The sequence below is a fragment of the Pedobacter sp. 01N310 genome (assembly GCF_056399805.1).
This window is the reverse complement of the sequence record NZ_JBFTSB010000001.1, coordinates 1,346,144-1,366,044: the sequence shown is the minus strand read 5'-3', so window position 1 is coordinate 1,366,044 and position 19,901 is coordinate 1,346,144. Positions and strand designations below refer to the sequence as shown.

The 19,901-nt window shown below is 42.6% G+C and carries 18 protein-coding genes and 1 pseudogene; 18 read left to right on the top strand and 1 reads right to left on the bottom strand.

The features are described 5' to 3' along the window. Nucleotides 1–9: 9 nt before the first annotated feature. The 6 genes and pseudogenes from AC1DNH_RS05355 (at nt 10) to AC1DNH_RS05330 (ending at nt 7,911) form a co-directional block, all read left to right on the top strand. On the top strand, nt 10–5,400 hold the full coding sequence (locus AC1DNH_RS05355; RefSeq protein WP_477625241.1) for a DUF6443 domain-containing protein: 5,391 nt from the start codon (nt 10–12) through the stop codon (nt 5,398–5,400). Beyond that, on the top strand, nt 5,387–5,824 hold the full coding sequence (locus AC1DNH_RS05350) for a hypothetical protein (RefSeq protein WP_477584595.1): 438 nt from the start codon (nt 5,387–5,389) through the stop codon (nt 5,822–5,824). Before AC1DNH_RS05355 ends, AC1DNH_RS05350 begins: the two co-directional genes overlap by 14 nt. A 188-nt stretch (nt 5,825–6,012) precedes the next feature. Next, nucleotides 6,013–6,144: pseudogene (locus AC1DNH_RS05345) on the top strand (DUF6443 domain-containing protein); the annotation flags it as partial. Between the two features lie 338 nt (nt 6,145–6,482). Then, on the top strand, nt 6,483–6,773 hold the full coding sequence (locus tag AC1DNH_RS05340; protein WP_477584596.1) for a hypothetical protein: 291 nt from the start codon (nt 6,483–6,485) through the stop codon (nt 6,771–6,773). Between the two features lie 149 nt (nt 6,774–6,922). Next, a complete protein-coding gene (locus AC1DNH_RS05335; RefSeq protein WP_477584597.1) occupies nt 6,923–7,186 on the top strand; it encodes a hypothetical protein in 264 nt (87 codons plus the stop codon). 14 nt (nt 7,187–7,200) lie between these two features. Further along, a complete protein-coding gene (locus tag AC1DNH_RS05330) occupies nt 7,201–7,911 on the top strand; it encodes a hypothetical protein (RefSeq protein ID WP_477584598.1) in 711 nt (236 codons plus the stop codon). 1,269 nt (nt 7,912–9,180) lie between these two features. On the opposite strand, the gene AC1DNH_RS05325 is transcribed toward AC1DNH_RS05330, so the two are convergent. After that, nucleotides 9,181–9,798 carry a Crp/Fnr family transcriptional regulator gene (locus AC1DNH_RS05325; protein ID WP_477582910.1) on the bottom strand — a complete coding sequence of 206 codons (618 nt, stop codon included), beginning with the start codon at nt 9,796–9,798 and terminating at the stop codon, nt 9,181–9,183. 407 nt (nt 9,799–10,205) lie between these two features. Between AC1DNH_RS05325 and AC1DNH_RS05320 the strand changes: the two genes are divergently transcribed. From AC1DNH_RS05320 to AC1DNH_RS05265, 12 genes are all read left to right on the top strand, one after another. Further along, a complete protein-coding gene (locus AC1DNH_RS05320; RefSeq protein WP_477608112.1) occupies nt 10,206–11,096 on the top strand; it encodes an RteC domain-containing protein in 891 nt (296 codons plus the stop codon). Nucleotides 11,097–11,254: 158 nt separating this feature from the next. Next, entirely contained in the window at nt 11,255–11,782 is a 528-nt protein-coding gene (locus AC1DNH_RS05315; protein WP_477582912.1) for a hypothetical protein, read from the top strand. Nucleotides 11,783–11,853: 71 nt separating this feature from the next. Next, a complete protein-coding gene (locus tag AC1DNH_RS05310; RefSeq protein WP_477582914.1) occupies nt 11,854–12,198 on the top strand; it encodes a DUF4134 domain-containing protein in 345 nt (114 codons plus the stop codon). Between the two features lie 2 nt (nt 12,199–12,200). Next, nucleotides 12,201–12,527 (top strand): DUF4133 domain-containing protein, encoded by a 327-nt coding sequence (locus tag AC1DNH_RS05305; protein ID WP_477582916.1) that lies wholly within the window; start codon nt 12,201–12,203, stop codon nt 12,525–12,527. Further along, nucleotides 12,524–15,022, top strand: a complete 2,499-nt coding sequence (locus AC1DNH_RS05300) for a TraG family conjugative transposon ATPase (protein ID WP_477582918.1) — start codon at nt 12,524–12,526, stop codon at nt 15,020–15,022. Before AC1DNH_RS05305 ends, AC1DNH_RS05300 begins: the two co-directional genes overlap by 4 nt. Nucleotides 15,023–15,049: 27 nt before the next feature. After that, complete coding sequence (locus tag AC1DNH_RS05295; protein WP_477625240.1) at nt 15,050–15,433, top strand: hypothetical protein; 384 nt, start codon at nt 15,050–15,052, stop codon at nt 15,431–15,433. A gap of 57 nt (nt 15,434–15,490) precedes the next feature. Continuing rightward, nucleotides 15,491–16,240, top strand: a complete 750-nt coding sequence (locus AC1DNH_RS05290) for a conjugal transfer protein TraI (RefSeq protein ID WP_477625239.1) — start codon at nt 15,491–15,493, stop codon at nt 16,238–16,240. After that, a complete protein-coding gene (locus tag AC1DNH_RS05285; protein WP_477608116.1) occupies nt 16,224–16,943 on the top strand; it encodes a hypothetical protein in 720 nt (239 codons plus the stop codon). Before AC1DNH_RS05290 ends, AC1DNH_RS05285 begins: the two co-directional genes overlap by 17 nt. Beyond that, nucleotides 16,930–17,631: a TerB family tellurite resistance protein gene (locus AC1DNH_RS05280; protein ID WP_477582924.1), complete on the top strand. Its 702-nt coding sequence runs from the start codon at nt 16,930–16,932 to the stop codon at nt 17,629–17,631. Before AC1DNH_RS05285 ends, AC1DNH_RS05280 begins: the two co-directional genes overlap by 14 nt. A gap of 91 nt (nt 17,632–17,722) precedes the next feature. Next, nucleotides 17,723–18,913: a conjugative transposon protein TraJ gene (traJ, locus tag AC1DNH_RS05275; protein WP_477608118.1), complete on the top strand. Its 1,191-nt coding sequence runs from the start codon at nt 17,723–17,725 to the stop codon at nt 18,911–18,913. A 61-nt stretch (nt 18,914–18,974) separates the two neighbouring features. Beyond that, nucleotides 18,975–19,601 carry a conjugative transposon protein TraK gene (gene traK, locus AC1DNH_RS05270; protein ID WP_477582928.1) on the top strand — a complete coding sequence of 209 codons (627 nt, stop codon included), beginning with the start codon at nt 18,975–18,977 and terminating at the stop codon, nt 19,599–19,601. Next, nucleotides 19,598–19,894 (top strand): hypothetical protein, encoded by a 297-nt coding sequence (locus AC1DNH_RS05265; protein ID WP_477582930.1) that lies wholly within the window; start codon nt 19,598–19,600, stop codon nt 19,892–19,894. The genes traK and AC1DNH_RS05265 overlap by 4 nt, the downstream gene beginning before the upstream one ends. Nucleotides 19,895–19,901: the final 7 nt, after the last annotated feature.

Sequence of the window (19,901 nt, the reverse complement as noted above, 5' to 3'; positions counted from 1 at the left end):
TAACCTCCGATGAATTCCAAATCTCACACTATACAACCTGTCAGCAGATGGGTATACAGGATTATTTTACCGTTTTTGCTTCTTTTCCCATTTTTTGGCGCTTTTGGACAAAGTGGTATGGGACAGTACGATGCGATACCGATTGCAGTTGGTGCCTGTGGTAATACCAGTTTTTATGATTACCGTTCCAATGCCTATCCCTATTCAAACACGTATGGCAACATAAGTCCTGATATTTGGTATACATTTACATTATCTGCTTCCACCAATGTTAATATTTCCCTTTGTGGCTCAGGTTTTGATACTTATTTATGGATTCTTGACCAGAATGGTAATCAAGTTGCCTATAATGATGATAATGGTGTGCTGTGTTCGGGTACAAGTTCTTCCGTTAGCCAAATTTTTTCGGCGGGTACTTATTTTATCGTAACTGAGGGGTACGGAAGTTATACAGGAAATATCAATCTCGCAGTTGATATTATGGGCAATGGGAGCGGTCCTTCATCGGGGGCAGGTATGGCATATGCCATTAATGCCGGAATTTTTTCCGGATCGGGCAGTTTCACAGATACACGGAGTAATGCTGACGCCTGTTTAGGAAACAACTACGGACAGATGAGCAATGATATCTTTTACCGATTTACTTTGACAAATTCCGCGACGGTGAGCTTATCGCACTGTGGAAGTAGTTTTGATACCTATATGTACCTTTTGGACCAATCAGGTAATTTGATCACCTTCAGTGATGATAGTTGGACAACGGGCCCTTGTCCGGGCTCTCAATCTTATATCCAGACTACCCTTGGGGCAGGAACCTATTATGTGGTTTCTGAGGGATACAGCACGAATACAGGTAGCATCACTACAAATATTAGTGTAAACGGAAGTAGTTCCGGACAGTCAATCAGCTACACGAGCCCAAATACACAATCTGTTGGATTGGCTGTTAACCTAAGTCCAACTGTAACGGGAGGCTCGATATCGGCCACTAGTACCGTATCAACCTTTACAAACAGTGGGGCAGGGTTGTATAATCCTATTTCTACCGCCACCGATGCGGCTGGAAATGTTTATGTCGCAGATGCAGGGAATCATATGATTCGGAAGATTTCGCCCAATGGAACCGTGAGCACTTTGGCTGGGGCTGGCTATGCCGGTTATGCAGACGGACAGGGCACATCGGCAGTTTTTCAGCATCCGAGTGCTATTGCGGTAGATGGTTCGGGAAATGTTTTTGTTTCCGATCAGCAGAACCACCGTATACGCAAGATTACCCCTTCTGGTTCGGTTACTACATTTGCAGGTAGTGGTTCACCTGGTTTTGCAGATGGAACAGGTACCGGGGCGAGTTTTCAATATCCAATGGGATTGGCATTTGATGGATTGGGTAATCTTTTTGTAGCAGATGCGTACAATCACAGGATCCGAAAGATCACACCGTCTGGAACGGTAAGTACGTATGCAGGTACTGGGGCAGTTGGAAGTGTAAACAGTACAGCACTTTTGTCTACCTTCAATTACCCGATGGGGCTAGCACTTGATGCAGCCGGAAATCTGTATATAGCTGACCGGTTCAATCATATGGTGAGAAAGATCAGCGCTTCGGGTAATGTTACTACCCTTGCGGGAAGTGGTTCAATCGGTTCATCTAACGGAGCGGGTACGGGGGCAAGTTTCAATTATGCCAACGGTGTTGCCGTTGATGGTTCCGGCAATGTTTATGTGGCCGATCAGCAGAATAACATGATCCGAAAAATTACTCAGGCTGGAGTGGTGACTACGCTAGCTGGTACCACTTCTGCCGGATCTGACGATGGTGATACCAATGTTGCGCGTTTCACTTCACCATATGGATTGTGCATTGATACGCAAGGAAACTTATACATTGCAGAAAATTCATCTAACCGAATAAGAAAGATTACAATGGGTGGCTACACAATTAGTCCGGCACTCCCTTCCGGTTTAGCGATTAATCCGCTTACCGGTGTTATTTCAGGAATACCAATAAATACATCGCCGATGACAGTGTATACTATTACTGTTTCAGGCACATCAGGAATTTTAACAACGACTATCAGCTTAGAGGTAGTATCCGCAGTAAGTTGCCTTCAACCAAGTTTGGATCAAAATTATGTGGTTACTTACATACCCCGTGAGGAAAATTTCACAACAAGATCTTCGGTTATGGCCGCCAGCTGTGATAAAGATAGGATACAAACAAGCATCGCTTATTTCGATGCACTTGGCAGACCTCTACAAAACGTGCAGGTAATGGGAAGTCCATCAGGAAAAGATTTGATCGTTCCAATGGCCTTTGATGCTTATGGGCGAGAGGCACTCAAATATCTTCCATATGCAGAAAGTACAAATGGCGGTGCTTACCGTAGCAATGCGCTGTTGCCAGGGGTTGGTCAGTCTTTTTTTTACAATAATGGCTCGTCCGGCATCACATCAAATCCATTCCCCTACTCAAAAACAATATTTGAGACGAGTTCTCTGGGGGTCGCTCTAGAGCAGGGAGCACCTGGGGCAGTTTGGCAACCATTAGATAATTCTATTGCAGAATCAGGCCATACTTTAAGAACGGATTATGGAAAAAATAATAGTGATTTGAGTAATTCTACAACTGGATTCGCAGTAAGGATTTTCCGAGCTGAACTAATTAATTCTCCTGGCCAGGAACATATCACTACACTTTCAAGCCCAGGCTTTTATCCGAGCAATCAACTTATTGTTAAGATCATAAAAGATGAGAACTGGAATCCATCAGATGGAAAAGCTGGGACAGTAGAAGATTATAAGGATAATGAAGGTCATACTGTGTTGAAAAGGCATTTTAATCTAAAAGGAAATGTTATAGAAGTAATTAGTTGCTATTATGTTTATGATGACTTAGGAAATTTATGCTATGTACTGCCCGCTGGTGCAAACCCTGATAACGGCGTACCCTCCCAAAGTGAACTGGATAATTATTGCTATCAGTATAGGTATGACAGTCGAAAAAGATTGATCGAGAAACAATTACCTGGTAAAAAATGGGAATTAATGGTCTACAATCCCCTTGATCAGCTTGTGTTTAGTCAGGACCCAAATTTAAGAGATACGGGCAAATGGTTATTTACTAAATATGATGCCTTTGGTAGGATAATTATTACAGGCACTTATGATAGTGGCTCTGATCGTGCAACTCTTCAAGATGCTGTAAATTCTCATGCCACAAACTTTGAGGAAGTAGCTGCAACGGGCATTGGCTATACAAACAATGCGCTTCCGCAATCTATTTCATATTACCATAGCATAAATTACTACGATAACTATAATTTTCCAAGCAATGGATTTGGTGCACCCTCAGCCAGTCAGGCTAGTGGCGATCGTGTAAATACACTATTAACTGCCACAAAAACGACTGTACTTGGTACTGGAACTATGCTATTAACTGTTAATTATTATGATTTGGAGGGAAGAATCGTTCAACAGAAGAGTGAAGACTTGATGGGGGGAAGTGATGGAGTTAGTAAAACTTATAATTTTCAAAATGAGTTAAGATATCAGGCAAGAACTCATTTACTTTTAGGTGTGCAAACTGATATAAATAATGAATACAGATATGATCATCTGGGAAGAAAAACAGAAACCCTACAGCAGATCAGCACAAATGGCCTGGCGGGACAAAATATTACTTTAAGCAAAAATATTTACAACGAACTTGGGCAACTAACACAAAAGCAATTGAATGATAATTTGCAGCATACAGATTATTCTTACAATCAACGTGGATGGTTGAAGACCAGTACAAGCAATGAATTTTCACTTCAATTAACCTATAATGATGGTGTGATTCCACAATTTAATGGCAATATTTCCGGGCAGACGTATACAAATGGACAAAGTAATTCCTTTGAGTATAAATACGACAAACTAAATCGATTGGAAAAATCAACAGCAGGTAATAATTTAGGTGAAGAGATAAGTTACGATGTGATGGGCAATATCGTAAGTCTGAGAAGGGATAATTTTGGATTGAACAATTACAGCGGTTACAATGGAAATCGATTAACTAGTATATCGGGCTTCATTAATAGTAACTATGGATATGATAATAATGGTAATCTTAAAGTAGATACCCAAAAAGGCATTACTGATATAGAATATAATTTCCTCAATCTCCCAAGAGTTATTTCCGGATCACAGAGTATTACTTTTACTTATGACGCTAATGGCAATAAATTGAGAAAACAAAGTAGTTTAACTGGCGATCGTTATTATATAAATGGAATTGAATACGTTGGTGGAGCAATAGAACTTATTCATACTGAAGAGGGGGTGGCAAGAAATCAGAATGGCAATTATAGCTATGAATTTAATCTGCCTGATCATCTAGGTAATGTTAGAGCAACATTTTATAAGAACCCTAATAACCAATCTTTGGAGTTGTTACAAAGGGATGATTATTATGCATTTGGTTTACGTAAAGACCCCAAAACACTTGTATCTTCTAACGATAACAAGTATCTTTATAACGGTAAAGAGTTTCAGGATGATTTAAAGGAATACGATTATGGCGCCCGATTCTATGATCCGGCACTTGGAAGATGGAATGTAATAGATCCAATGGCTGAAAATGATCGGAAAACGAATCCTTACGCTTATGTTTTTAATAATCCCATAAATGTAACAGACCCTGATGGAATGTTTGGGGAACATAGGACCTGGGATGGGATTTGGCAGGCTTCAGAGGGTAAGGATGAGGACGCAGAATTATGGAAAGGCCTAAATTTTAGAATTCATGCAAGTAGTGTGATTGGACGAAATGATGGCTCGAACGATGCCCAATCTGCTGGTTTAGATCAACTTGAGGCTAGTTATCAAGCTCAGGTTACTGATAGAGGACCTAAGCCAAAGAAAAAAACTTCGGAGCAGATAGAAAAGGAGCATAAGACAGAGCTTAAAAAATATGGAAAGATTGTTGCTTACTCAGTCTTGGGCGCTTATTTCCAGACAGGTGAGGGAATTTCAGTGGAGTATGGAGAAATAATAACGGATAGTGGCTATGGACAACGTTATCGTACTATATCTGTTGGATGGGGAGTTGGAGGAGGAATAACTAGCGGCGGAGGTGCGATAATATCGAAAGGTGACTACGAAGCAACATTCAGTGATTGGTCCGGAGACAGTTTCGGAGGATCTGCGAGTTACTCTGTAGCTACCGTATCTTTAGCCTCTGCCAGTGCCTATTATACAATTGGCTTTGCTGTTGGGTTTTCGAGTAATTTAGGCGTTAAAATTAAAAGTAGCCCGAGTGCAAATATCAACATTACTACATTAGTTGGTAAGCCGTACAAGTTGCGAGATTATAGTGGCTTTTCAGGTAATTATATCAAAACAAATGGACAACACTAGATGGTTGGTTAGAGAGTATCAAATAAAAGGAACGCTGACAGAGTTAAAAGCTGTCAGCGAAATAATTTCAATTTTGCAGAAAAAGGGGTATACGATAACAAGCAATACCCCTTCATTAATCGCTTTTGAAAACAATAGATTGATACAGTTAAATACCAGTAGGACGAGAATTTCTGAGGGAAGGATTATTTTCGATCAAAAACTCGATGGATATTGCTTTATCTATATTGATAAACACTTTTATGATTTATTGATTTTAGGTATTACTGTAATATTGTTTACCTGTATAGCGGGTTGGATGGGTTTAATAGGAAGTTTGATTTTATCAATTATCGTATTTGGCTTTGCTTATTTCAATTATAAGAACGTTGTAGGTAAAGAATTCCTTAATGATTTAAAGCTAAATCCTGACTCAAACGTTTAATAATATTTTAGATCTCATACGACCACCTGAAAAGATGAGATTAAGGAAGGTACTTTGATAAATAGAAAATGGATTTGTTCTATTTTGTTAATTCGGTGTTTCACAGATCCTATGATGCCTTTACACTTCCCCGTTGTTCTATCGAATGGTTCGTCGATCATTAGTGGCAGGCTGTAAAGGCAACAGACTATGCCTTTGCTGAAACAGTGTTTGAAGCCTCCCCTTTAAACCGGATACAGCAGCAGGGGGCACCGGGCGAAGCCTGGCAGATCAGCGGAGGGCATACCCTGAAAACTGAATATGCTTTTTTGGCCTTCTGATCCGTAATATCCTGCAGTTGTTTTATATGAAAAATCCAAAGACAGAATATCTTTCAGTCTGTGATAAAAATTATCCTTAGGAACATGATCTGAAAGTTGAAAACTCATGAACAGCTTTTCCTGATATTTTTTTCTTCCTTGCATATCATCAATTTACCGAATAATACCTCCTTTAACTGGATTCGTTTTCAACACTTGTGAGTTGTGCAACAGTCACGTGTCGCGTGTGGGAGATGAATAAAATTGTAGTAAGGTCCGGCGGAGATGTCGGGCTTTGTTATTTACTTGGCGAACGCCTTTTTAGTCTTGAAGTTCTGTATGTAAAATGGTAGCCAAAAATGAAAGTTAAGTTAGACAGTATAGAGCAAATGCTATCCGTAATTCTTTTAAGGTATAAAGAGTTGTATGTTAATGAGATAGAAATAGAAAATGATTATTATTGGAGACTTGATGAAAAAGAGATTTATACTCTTGATGAAGAACCCAAGGACTTTACCATAGGTCAATTAACCGATGATTGGGAAACCGTTCAACACAATTTTAAGACAGACGACTTAATTCCATACGATTTACAAAAAATATCAAGTATTCTCACGGCTTTAAGTGTCGAGAAGCCTGTTTTGATTTAAAATTATAAGTAATCAACAATAAAGATGCCGAAAAGTAGCCACCAATTTGGTCTTAGCGTCTCGCTAAGACCAAAATGTAGCTTGGATTGTTATTTCTGTAGGAGTTCGAGTTTGATTAGCCTTGCTTTTATTGCTCCGTAGGTACGAGAATGGAATTTGGCAAGCTGGGTAATCTTGATGCCTTCGCTGAAACGCTCCGAAAGCAATTCATCTTCTATATTGTTGGCTCATTACAGGCTTATGACAACCGCGAGACAATGGATTATTCAAATGGCGCTATTAGTTGGAGTGCAACCCCTTTGACTCCCCAAGCAAGAGCTAAGGATAGTAATTTTCAGCAAGTAAGTTCTGGGAAATTCATCATTACTGTAGTGGCGGCAATTCAACATTTTTTAAATTTAGATAACAGCTAATAAAATTTTGAGCTATGATAAAGAAGATAATTATTGTATTATTGATATGTTTATATGTTACGATTGGATCAACAAAAGCCCAATCTTATAACATACAATCTTTTGAGGGCAATAAAGCAAACATTAATTTGTATTATAAGCCTTCAAGTGGGATGCTAACCATTAGTTATTTACGAGATACCTTATTGATAAATAACTATATGAGTGTTGATACTGTCAATATATTAAATAAAGTTTTTTTACAAATCAACTACGTGAAAAGGGCTGGGTCAAACGAGGACGTAATAAACCAGTTAATACTGTATGTTTCCAATGGCAAGCTCTGCCAAGCTCTACATGTTAACTCACTTACGACTTACGATATCAGACCCAGTGAGTATTCACTTTTTAAACTGAAGGTAACATTGGCTGGGCATGATACAAACACCTATAAGTTGAGTTTAAATATTCATAACGAAAAGAGCTCTAAACGTAGTCCTAAGTTGAATTATAAATATAATAAAACAGCGTTTTTAGCTTTTGATAAAAAAAATAAAGCTTTTTACAACAGCTACGAGCCTACAATGGGTTACTACACATTTCATGATCTAAACGATAACAGCACTAGGAAGAAGTATATAAAAAGTGATATTCCTATAGTTAAAGTAGAAAAGGATAAGTATTACTACATCGATGGCCATTGGTACACTAGAGACAAAAGCGATTTTTATTCCATGCTGTTATAAATCTATGTCATTTCAGCTTAACAGCCCGGCTAACAAGATAGGTGGCCTTATGTAAGAACCGAAGAGAGCTGTTTGGATTCTGTTTTACGCTGCTTCCATTTACTCAGAAGGTTAAGGCAGATGGCAAGTTCATCAGCAATCTCTCCAATAGACCCTCGGCTATTGGATAAGGCGGTATTAAAAAAGCATAACTGTATGCAAGAACTCTTATTTTACAACAGGAAACAATTGACTGAAGCTTTACAAAAGGGGGGATTAATTATCCAATCTTACAGATCCCGTCCGATATTAATTTATGGCAACATCCTGAACGTGACATGCGTCCACCAGTGTTTTAATCCATAAATTTAAACCTATTATGCGCTTACTTAAAATTTCAGCTATTGTTTGTTTTGTCGGTCTTTTATTTCAGATTTTTGCTTTCATAAATTTGAAAGTCAGTTATAAATCTGAAGTTGATTTAATGGAGACACATGTTGAAGTTTCCAAGATGAGTTTAAGAGAAAAAAATAAAGAATATCAACGAATAGCGGTGATAAAACAGAATATCTTACACCAACGGTTTGTTGCTAAAGTTCTATTTTGGTTTTTTTTGATTGGTCTGATCATTTCCGTTGTGATATTATATAGACGGATGTGATGAGCGGTTGTGATAAGTTTGATTAGACGATTCAACAGTTCATCCCCAATCATAATTAATTTAAAGCAATAGATAAGTACGCTATGGGCATCAGTTAGAAGGATATCTACGGCTCTGTTTAATTTGGGCTGTCAACAATATGAGAATAATATAAATGCTGTTATTGATGAGTCTATTTGGGTGCAAAAATGAGGGGGACGAGCCCTATAAAACATCAAATAAAGATAAAAGAAAACTCATCTAGTTTTAGCGTCCCGCTAAGGCCATTTAACTTGCATAGCAAAGCCCGGCAGTTTTAAAAATTGCCGGGCTTTGTTATTTCATGAGCAGTCCAAGTTGGAGAAGACTAGCCATATAATTTCATATGTTCTGGGTATACCATAAAAGATAATTAAATGGATCAGGGGTGAATTGAAACAGAAATCAGGAAAGAAACTTATTAGTGGTCATCTATTTCGTATCAACTGTTGTTCCGATTGAGGGTTGGTTTTATTTGACGACGGAACAACAAGGGATTAATATGAGGTGGGTGCCGATTTTCTGATCGCTCCAGAATTGAAGTGATGATAAAGCAACCATTAATTTAGTTTTAGCAGATCTTTTTTAAATAAAAAAATGCCTGTTGTGTTTTAGCGGTTTTGTGTCTGGTGACACATTCTGGTTTTTTTTCTGCGGATTCTGCTCAGTGTTTCACGGCTGATGCCGAGGTAGGAGGCGATGTTCTGTTGGGTAGTCTGCTGTTCGATTTCGGGATGGTTTTGGAGTAACAGGTCATAGCGTTGTTCGGGGCTTCGGGTGTGCAGCAGTATTGCCCTTTCTTCGCTTAGGATAAAGTACCGCTGGGTGATGAGCCTGCCCAACAGGTTGCCTTCGCTGAAGTCAGCGTAGTAAGCATTCAGCTCGAGCCAGGTAAGGGACTGCAGTGTGCAGTCCTGAAGCACTTCTATGTACTCATTTGCAGGCTGCTGGGTGAAAAAGCTATGTACAGAGATCATCAGATCGCCTTTGCCGGTAAACCAGGTGGTGCATTCGTTTCCGCTGTCGTCAATGAAATAGGCGCGCAGGAATCCACTGCGTATGAAGTAGATACGGCGTGCAGTTTCGCCGGGTGATAAAAGTAATTTTTTGCGCTCGAAAGTTTCAATTAGGCTTTCTTCTTTCACCCGGTTTTGCATGGGGGTTGGAAGGGGGATGATGAAGCTTAATGTTTCCAGTAGGTCGGCTTCGCAGTCGTTAAATTGTGGCATGGTGATCGATTGTGTCACAGATCAACCATTGTTATTTTTAAACGGGGTAATATTGTCCTGTCGGGACGGATACTCTTTTATAACGGCTTATTGAGCGGTTTAGTACGGGTATTGCTGTTCGGGTGATGTTAATGCTTTTGTTTATGATCTGACCAAAAAATGGTATCAGTGAAGAAAGTGGAATAACGTATCAGAAGGGGCTGAACTGGATATGACTGGACCTTGCCAGTTTGCAAGACTTCTGAAATATACGCAGTGAAAACCATGTAAGAAAGGATCTGATCACTGTGGGGCGTTTTTGCTTATATCTGGAACAGACCATTAGTCCATGATGAATTTACTTTTTCTGCCTGTGAGAGTTGTTGCCAGTTAACGGGCAAGGTGGGAATTTATCTAAATATCAACCTATGTACAACAAGTTTAGTGAAAATCTGCTGGGAGAACTTCATGCCCGGCTGGAATCTTTGTCCCTCGTTGAATTGTCTCCTGTGCCACTGCTTAAGGCGCAGATTGCTGCAGTTGCGGATGCGCTGAAGGAATTGACTGATTTTGTAGCTGCCCATCCGCCTATGGATGCACAGGAAGAGATCGGTTATTATAAATTCACCTATCCCAGGTTTAAGTCTTTGATCGTGTATTACACCGCATACCATCATTTTTTGGTGGGTGTTCCCGAATCCGGGCCGAAGGCGAAAAAGAAATATTATCTCTCCAGGCTGAGCGCTATTGCTGCTTTTTTTGAGCGGCATACGCTGCATTATGATTATTTCAGATTGGATGGATGCATGCTGGATGACCTTTTTTATACCAGGCGTGATCCAGGGAATGTACTTCAGCCGGTTGTATTGGGTTATGAGCCGTTTTTGGGTACTGCGATGGCTGAGCTGGTCAGCTCATTTTTAGCACAGGAGCGCTTGCGTAATGAAATCCTGGCGCTGTTGCATGCGCTTTCGGGGCGGGGTCCTCTGTCTTCGACAGTGGTTGACCCTTTGGGCGGTCTGCAGCGGGAGTTCAAATGGACGGGGGAGGATATCCACCTGATCGAGCTGGTACATGGCATCCATTTAACAGGTCAGGTGAATAATGGCAGTATCGGGATTGTGGAGCTGTTCAAGGTGGTGGGTACGTTCTTTGGGGTGAACCTTCGGGTGCCCAAACGCGGCTTTGATGACCTGAAGGCGAGGAAAACGATGAGCAAGACAGCATTTCTGGATATGATGAGACTAGCGGTGCTGAAGAAAATGGATGAGGATGATGCCTATGATCCGGAAAAGGCGAGGCGGAGGAATGGGTTTTAGTAGATGTCTTTAGTAATAGCGCAATATGGGTTATCGGGTGTTTTAAGAGCGGTTCAGATTCCAATCTATCCAATATTGGATAGGAGGATCTGGAGCTTGCGCAACTTTGCTTTATCAAATCCCGGTACAATGGGGTGCCGGGAAAAAGTTGAGCGGTTATGTTGCAAGGTTTTTCTACGCTTCAGTTTATGGTGGTGTTATTGGTTCTGGCACTGGTCTGGTATGGTGGTGTTTTGCTGTTTTTTTATCTGAAAAGAAAGCGTGGGCCATTGGATTTCAGGAACGCTGGAAAGCAGGATGGTGGGCATGCTCCCCAGGGTCAGCAGCATACCGGTCCGGTTAGTGCAGGAATTCCTTTGGCGGATGACCTGATGGGCAAAGCAAAATTACCTGAAGGCATGAGCTCAGTGGGAATGGAAGAGATCGGTTTTGTGGATCTCGAAGGGCGTGAGGTGGAGGATCAACAGGGGCTGGTGCCGGATCTGTTGGAAGAAATCAAAAATGTGTTTTTGTTGCTGGCAAAGGAAGACGGATCAAAAAGGGATTTCCTGAAGCTGATGAAAGCGGTGAAGGAGAATTATCCGGGCATGGCTTCGCATCCCAGGATCAGGCGAATCAATGAATTTATCAGTTCGCATGCGGCTTTTCACCTTTCTGTGGAAGAGCTGGAGAATCTCTGGTATTAACTTATCGTTTCTGATCGGTCGGTCATTTATTTCCAGTTCAACATCAATCAATTTATTTTCATCTGTTTTTTATGAAAAACCAATTCAATAGTCCTTTTAGGACGCTTTTTGCCAAACTTTTATTGGTAGTATATATCTTTTGCTGGTGTCAGTTTTGGTCTACATTCCCACTTTTTGCGCAGGATGGCGATGCAGGGATTCAGGAAGCGACAAATAAGGTTAAGGGGTATTTTGATAGCGGCTGTGACCTGATGTATGCCATCGGTGCAGTGATGGGTATTATAGGTGCGGTCAAGGTTTTTAACAAGTGGAATGCTGGGGAGCCGGATACTTCCAAGGTGGCTTCTGCCTGGTTTGGTAGCTGCGTGTTTCTGGTGATTGTGGCTACGGTTTTAAAATCATTTTTCGGGATTTAGTTATGGCTATAGTATATCATATCAATAAAGGCGTGGGAAGGCCGATTGTGTTCAAGGGCTTAAAGGCGCAGTATATCGCTTATCTGGCTTTGGGTTTGGTGCTGCTGTTGATCGGTTTTGCGGTGGGTTATGTGTCGGGTGTGCCGTTGGTGGTTTTGATGGTATTGGTTGCGCTGTCTGGCGGTGGCCTGTTTGCAGTGGTGTTCCGCATGAGTGCAAAGTTTGGGGAACATGGCTTGCTGAAGTATCTGGCCAAGCGTGCCTTGCCTAAATATCTGGTGTTCCGCTCGAGACGGTTGTTTACAGGATTAAAAAACGTTCGGTCATGATAGAGGCAGCTGATATATTTCCGATATATAAGGTAGAGCATGACTGCATCCAGTCGATGCAGGGGGATCTGACGGTGGTGTTCAGGTTAAACTTGCCGGAAATTTTTACGCTTTCGGAAAGGGATTACGAAAGTTATCACCAGGCCTGGGTAAAGGCGATCAGGGTGTTGCCTGTTGGCACGGTGCTGCATAAACAGGATTGGTTCCTGGAAAGTCAGTTTAAGGCAGATTTTTCGGTGGAGCACAGCTTTTTATCGGGAGCCTCGGAACGCTTTTTTAATGAGCGGGAATTTCTGGAACATGAGTGTTATGTGATGCTGACCGCGAAGCCGATGGGACGGAAACTTTCAAATTCGGCTTACAGCAATATCCTGCGCAGGCGTATTGTGCCGGAACAGACGATAGATCCTGCTGTGTTCAGTTCTTTTTTGGATCATGTGGGGCAGTTTGTCCGGATTTTGTCTGATAGTGGTTTTGTATCGCTGGTGCGCTTGACTGATGATGAGGTTGCTGGAACGGCAAATAAACCAGGCTTGATCGAGCGTTACTGCTTTTTATTGGGCAAAGCGGAAATGCCGCTGATCTCAGATATCCATTTGCGTGATGAAATACGGGTGGGTGATAAACGCTGTGAGCTTTATACGCTTTCCGATGTGGAAGAACTGCCTGCACTGTGCGGCCCACGCATCAATTATGATAAATACAGTTCGGACAGGTCAAAGTTCAGTATCGGTTTTGCCAGTCCACTGGGATCGCTGCTCTCCTGCAACCATATTTTGAACCAGTATATTTTTATAGGTGATAGGGATAAAGTGCTGAAGAGGTTGGAGGCAAAGAAACTGCGTTTGCAGTCACTGTCGGCGTATTCGAGGGAGAATGCATTGTCCCGCGATGCGGTAAATGACTTTTTAAATGAGGCGGTAGCATCACAACGTTTGCCGGTAAAAGCGCACTTTAATGTGCTGGCCTGGTCTTCGGACCGATCGAAGTCGTTGGATCTGAAAAACCTGGTGGGCTCGGCGATGGCGGGACTGGATGCCTCAGCAAAACGGGAAACGGATGGACAGGCGCAGATCTGGTGGGCTGGCCTGCCGGGAAATGCGGCAGATTTTCCAATGAATGACTCCTTTGATACTTTTTTAGAGCAGGCGGCTTGTTTTTTTAACCTGGAAACGGCTTACCAGAGTTCTTTAAGCCCATTCGGGATTAGATTAGGGGACCGATTGACAGGGAAACCGGTACACGTGGATATCAGCGATGAACCCTGGGAAAAGGGGCTGATTACTAACCGGGCAAAGCTTTTGATCGGGCCATCGGGATCCGGGAAATCTTTTGCAGTGAACCATATGATGCGCTCTTATTATGAGCAGGGAGCACACTGCATTTTGGTGGATATCGGGCACAGTTATAAAGGGCTTTGCGAGCTGGTGGGAGGCTATTATTTCACCTATAGCGAGGAGGATCCGATCAAGTTTAATCCATTTTACCTCTCCGATGGGGATCAGATGGATACCGAGAAAAAGGAAAGCATCAAAACTTTGCTTTTGGCGCTTTGGAAAAAGGATGATGAACCCTATAGACGGTCAGAATATGTAGCGATTTCTAATGCCCTGAAACTGTATTACGAGCACCTGGAGCTTAGGAGTGATATTTTTCCCTGCTTTAATTCCTTCTATGAGTTTCTGATGTCGGAATATATGCAGGTATTATCTGATGGAAAAGTAAAGGAGAAGGATTTTGATATCGGGAATTTCCTTTATGTGCTCAATCCCTATTACCGGGGCGGGGAGTTTGATTACCTGCTCAATGCCTCGGAAAACCTGGATATGTTATCTGAAAGGTTTATTGTTTTCGAACTGGATAATGTGAAAGATCACCCGATTTTATTTCCGGTAGTGACGCTGATCATTATGGAAATGGTGATTTCCAAGATGCGAAAGCTGAAAGGTATCCGAAAGGTGGTGCTGATCGAAGAATGCTGGAAAGCGATAGCGAAGGAGGGTATGGCTGAATACATCCGCTATTTATTTAAAACGATGCGTAAGTTTTTTGGGGAACCGATCGTGGTGACCCAGGAGATTGAGGACGTGATCTCGTCACCAATTGTGAAACAGGCGATCATCAATAATGCGGATTGTAAGATCTTGCTCGATCAGCGTAAATACCAGAACAAGTTTGACCAGATCCAGGAGCTATTGGGGCTAACGGATAAGGAAAAGGCGTTGGTGCTGTCACTGAACAAAGCAAACGATCCCAAACTGAAATACAAGGAAATCTTTTTCTCGCTGGGTGGGCAGATGAGTAAAGTCTACCGGACAGAAGTAAGTTTAGAGGAGTATTTGGCTTATACCACCGAAGAGCGGGAAAAGATATTGGTGCAGGAATACGCGGCGCGTTATGGCAGCATCCAGAAAGGAATATCGGTTCTGGCGGCTGAGATGAGGGCTAAGCAGAAGGAATTAACAGATACACTTCATAAACCAATCCAATCGTAAACAATGCTAACCAAATACAAATCAATCATGAAAACAAAAACTCTTTTTCTGTTGCTCAGCGTGCTGGGTTTTACTGCCTGCAAAAGTAATGGGAACCTGCAATCTTTTATCCCAGGTACCTATGTGGATGACGCCAAGGGAGAGTACAGTGAATCTTGGGATACACTGATCATTGGGGATTTTAACAAAGTCAAGGGTTCCTATTCTATAGTTCGAAAGACGGGTTTTAGGCGGCTGGAGAATGGAAAGCTGGGCCGCTTGGAGCATGATACTGAGCGATGGATGGGGATTTGGGATGAGGAAAGCGGGTCGGTCCAGGTGCCCAGGAATTCCAAGATCATCAGCTTTTATCCCGATTCTGGAGTGCTGCTGCTAGGAACTCGGGAATTTCGAAAGTTGGTCGGAAATTAATCTGAAGGCAAGTCATTTGCCTGGCTACATGTATAAGGGATAAAAATCAATTAACGTATGAAAAATCTATTGGGCCGGTCTGCTGACCGGCTGGGAAAACTATGGACTAAAATTCGGAGCACGATGAAACAATATATGGTAATTCTGCCGGTAAGTACGATGACTTTGATCGTGGGGCTACCAAAAGGAGCAGATGCGCAGATCGCGGTGGTAGAAGTGATCAAGGCGGGCGTAAAAAAAGTAATCAAGGCGGTAGACCTGAAGATCCAGCGATTGCAGAATGAGACGATTTGGCTGCAGAATGCGCAGAAGGTTTTGGAAAACCAGCTATCCAAATTAAAGCTGACAGAGATCGCAGACTGGACGCAACGGCAGAAGGAGCTTTACCGGGAATATTACGAGGAACTCTGGAAGATCAAATCAGCCATTGCCTATTATAAAAAAGTGAAGGATCTGACGGCGAAACAGGTTGCTATTGTGGATGAATACAAGTGGGCCTGGAACTTATTCAAGCAGGATAAACATTTTGAAGCCTCGGAACTGGATTATATGCAAAAGGTGTATTCGGGGATATTGGATGAAAGCATCAAAAATATTGATCAGCTGCTATTGGTGGTCAATTCCTTTAAAACGCAAATGAGTGATGCGGAAAGACTGGAGATCATTTCAAAGGCATCTGAAAAGATGGATGCGAATTATACCGACCTGAAAAGTTTTAACCGGGGCAATGCGGTCTTAAGTATTCAACGTGCTTCTTCAATAGAGGAAAGCGCTAAACTAAAAGAAATCTATGGAATCGAAAATTAAGTGTTGCGCTAAGGCCGGAAACGTTTCGGTATTGGCGGTTGGTCTAGTAAAGCGTTCGGCTTTTAAAGTGAGGGCTTCGGTGCTTGGTCTGTTGGTTTTGATGTTCTGCTATGGTGGCGCAGCTCATGCACAGACCTTTGGCGAATTTTTTAACCAGAAGAAAACGCAGAAAAAATACCTGCTGGAACAGATTGCTGCTTTACAGCTTTCCTTAAGTTATGCCAAGAAGGGTTACCAGTTGGTCGATGGGGGACTGCAGACCGTGCGTGATATCACAAATGGAGAATTCAGTCTGCATGAGGCATTTATTTCTTCCTTGAAAACGGTAAGCCCGGCGGTTCGAAAAAATGTGAAGGTGGCAGAAATCCTGGCATACCAGATCAGTATCGCAAGATGGTTTGGGGAGTTTAAGGGAAATGCCATGCTTTCGCCAGCTGATCAGCTGTATATCCTGGAAGTGAAAGCAGCAGTACTGGCGGACTGTTCGCTTGATCTGGAATCGCTGCTTTTGGTGGTGACTTCGGGCAGGCTGGAGATGGGGGAAGCTGAGCGGATCAGGCGCATTGATCTGTTATATGAAGCGATGCAGGATAAGGCTGCTTTTACTGCCGATTTTATGGGAAAGGTGGAACGGTTGGTTAGGAACCGGGAAAGGGATCATTTGGATATTTTAGACTTGAGGAGGGCTTATGGTTTTGAATAGGGATCAGTTTGAGTATTTCGCTGAGTTATTGCTCGGCTCAGTATTAAAAAGACTTTTTAGGCGCTTTTCCGTGGTACTTTGCTGCCTTTTGACCGTGTTTTCTTCCCCTGGTTACGGCCAGTCTACTGAAGCACAGCAGTTGCTTTTAAATGTCGAAAAGCTCAGTCAGTTGAAGAATATTTTAGCCGATATGAAGAAAGGCTATTTGCTGATTTCCAGTGGTTATAAGGCGGTAAAGGATATCGCTGAAGGGAATTTTTCCTTGCATGAAGTCTTTCTGGACGGCATGATGCTGGTGAGCCCGGAGATCAAAAGATATCACAAAGTGGCGGATATTATCACTTATCAGGGTCGTATCGTTTCCGGATATAAGCGCGCGTTTAAGCGTTTTTCCGCTTCGGGCAATTTTTCGGAAGAAGATATCGCTTATATGGCCGGGGTGTACAGACAGCTTTTTGAGCTGAGCAAGGATAACCTGGATGAACTGCTCACAGTGATTACTTCGTCGAATCTGCGCATGAGTGACCAGGAAAGGTTGGCAGCGATTGACCGGATCTTTGCGGATACGGAAGAAAAGCTGATGTTTTTGCGGGCATTTAATGATCAGGCGGCCATGCTGGATCTGCAAAGGAGCAAAGAAAGAGCGGATGTAAAGGGGCTGAGTAATGTGCTTATGGGGAAGAATTAAGCCTGTTTAAAGGGATAGCTTGGTTGGTGGATGGGTTTTTAGCATCGCTATCAGCCAGATCAATATAATCAGAACAACAAATCAAGGGTTTATGAAAAAAGTGGTTTATCTGTCTGTGGCCTTCTTAGCAGTAATATTTCTGCCTTCTTATGTGATGGCTCAGGGAATGGCACAGAGTATTTCCGGCCTGCAGCCTGTGCTGGACAGGGTATATAGTGAAATGTTGCCGCTATGTTCGGGCATGATCAATGTCGGCAGGGGACTCGCTGGTTTTGGGGCTTTGTGGTATATCGCTTCACGCGTATGGCGGCAGCTGGCATCGGCGGAGTCTATTGATTTTTACCCGTTGTTGCGGCCATTTGCATTGGGCATGGCGGTGATGCTTTTTCCGGCGGTGCTGGGCATGATCAATGGGGTATTACAACCAACGGTATCGGCTACCAATGCCATGGTTGCTAACAGCAATAAAGCAATCGAGCGGTTGCTTAAAATGAAGGAAGCCGCAATAAAAAAGAGCCGCTATTGGCAGATGTATGTCGGGGAAGATGGCAGCGGGGATATGGATAAATGGCATAAATACGCTTATCCGAAGGATCCAAACGGGGAAGAAGAAACTTTTTTGGATGGACTGTCGCGTGGGCTGGAGTTCAATATTGCTAAGGCATCGTATAATTTCAGAAATTCGATCAAGCAGTGGCTGAGTGAGGTGCTGGAGATTCTTTATGCCGCGGCTGCGCTGTGCATCAATACCGTGCGTACCTTTTTTCTGATCGTACTGGCCATCCTTGGACCACTGGTGTTTGGATTTGCGGTCTTTGACGGTTTTCAGAATACTTTGACGGTATGGATCGCGCGTTATGTGAATATTTTTCTCTGGTTACCCATCTGTAATATCTTTTCGAGTATCCTGGGAAAGGTGCAGGAAAATATGCTAAAGCTGGATTTAGCGCAGATCGAACAGCAGGGGAATACTTTCTTTTCCAGTTTAGATACCGCTTACCTGATTTTTTTGATCATCGGCATCGTGGGTTATTTCTGTGTACCGAATGTGGCCAATTATGTGGTGCATGCAGGTGGGGGAAATACGATCCTGCAAAAAGTGAATTCGATCGTGTCTGCTACTACCCGTTCTGGATCGCAGGCTGCAAAGTCAGGTGGTGGGATGGTGGCAGATGCGCTGGGCGATGGTTACCGCAACATCAAGCAGAGTTTTTCTTCCGGTGCACAGGGCGATTATTTCCCGGACAATCCCCACCAGCAACAGCGTATTGAAGGAAGGTAGCCGCAGGGCTGGCCCCTGCCTATCATTTAATTATTAAGTATTCACCGATTATTTCATTCATATGTTCAGCCAGTTTAAGAATATCGATACTGCTTTTAAGCACATCCGCATGTTCAGCTTTTTTCTGATACTGGCCTGCTTTGGGATAAGCTGTTTTGCGGTTTATCAATACTACCGGTTTTATAACCTCAAGGATCAGCGGATATACATATTACATAATGGTAAGCTGTTAACGGCTTTGGCTTCTGACCGTAAGAGCAACCTACCGGTAGAACTGCGTGACCATATCAGGACCTTTCACCAGTATTTCTTTGCCTTGGTCCCTGATGATAAAGCGATCAAGGCGAGTGTCACCAGGGCGTTATACCTGGCCGATGAATCTGCCAAAAAGCAGTATGATAACTTTCAGGAAAACGGTTATTACAATAACCTGATTGCAGCCAATATCTCCCAGGAAATCACCATAGACAGTATACAATTGGATGTGGACCAGTTTCCTTATCCTTTCAGGTGTTTTGCCACACAAAAACTGGTACGGTCTTCTTCGACGGTTTTTAGAAAATTGGTGAGTCAGGGGATGATAGATGACCTTAAAAACCAGACGGATAACAATCCCCATGGCTTTCTGATCAGGAAATTTGAGCTGCTGGAGAACAGGGCTGAACCGTTAAAGGGGGAGGAACCATGAGGATCTGGAACTATTTTTTAAGGGATAGGGCAGCGAAAAGTGATGGTGCTATTGGTGGTGGAACGTTGCCTCTAGGTAAGCGGGATGTTGGACGGATAAATAAAAACGATCTGGCATTTCAATTGGCCAGGAAAATTCTTAAAGCCCAGCGTTTAGTGGCTACCTATTTAAACAGCAAAACAAGAGGCATTTCTAAGTCAAAAATCCGGCTATCCTTGGTCTGCTTTATAGCGCTTGGCTGCATGTACTGTCTGTACCTTATCCTTTCAGCGGTGCTGCTCTTTTTGCCATAAAATTATT